Source organism: Ligilactobacillus sp. MP3 (assembly GCF_024436335.1).
In the GTDB taxonomy this organism is placed as follows: domain Bacteria; phylum Bacillota; class Bacilli; order Lactobacillales; family Lactobacillaceae; genus Ligilactobacillus; species Ligilactobacillus salivarius.
On record NZ_JANFQI010000034.1, the window covers coordinates 1 to 411 of the forward strand.

General features: G+C 32.1%; 1 protein-coding gene. It reads left to right on the forward strand.

The window, feature by feature from the left end:
* Positions 1–15 precede the first annotated feature (15 nt).
* Positions 16–411, forward strand: a 396-nt coding sequence (gene tnpA, locus NOU10_RS09305) for an IS200/IS605 family transposase (RefSeq protein WP_034983528.1), incomplete at its 3' end; no start/stop codon positions are given.

The following is a 411-nucleotide window of genomic DNA, read 5'->3' on the forward strand; positions in this document are numbered from 1 at the left end:
AAAGGAGACTATACAATGACTAATAAAATAAAAGACGCAATATACACAAAGCGTTATGTGTATAATTTACATTTTCACTTAATTTGGTGTACAAAATACAGAAATAAGACTTTTACAAATGAAAAGTTATCTAACGAAATGAAAGATATTCTACAAAGAGTAGCTGACGACAATGAAATAGTCATTGAAAAAATGGAAGTAATGCCAGACCATGTACATATGCTTATTTCATTTCCACCGAGAAAATCAGCAGTAGACGTAATCAAAGCACTAAAAGGCAGAAGTGCATTCCTATTCTTACAAACACATCCAGAAATTAGACAAAAACAATATTGGGGCGGTCATTTATGGTCTTCTAGCTATTATCTAGGCTCTCTAGGTAACATGAGTAAAGATGTTGTTGAGAGATAT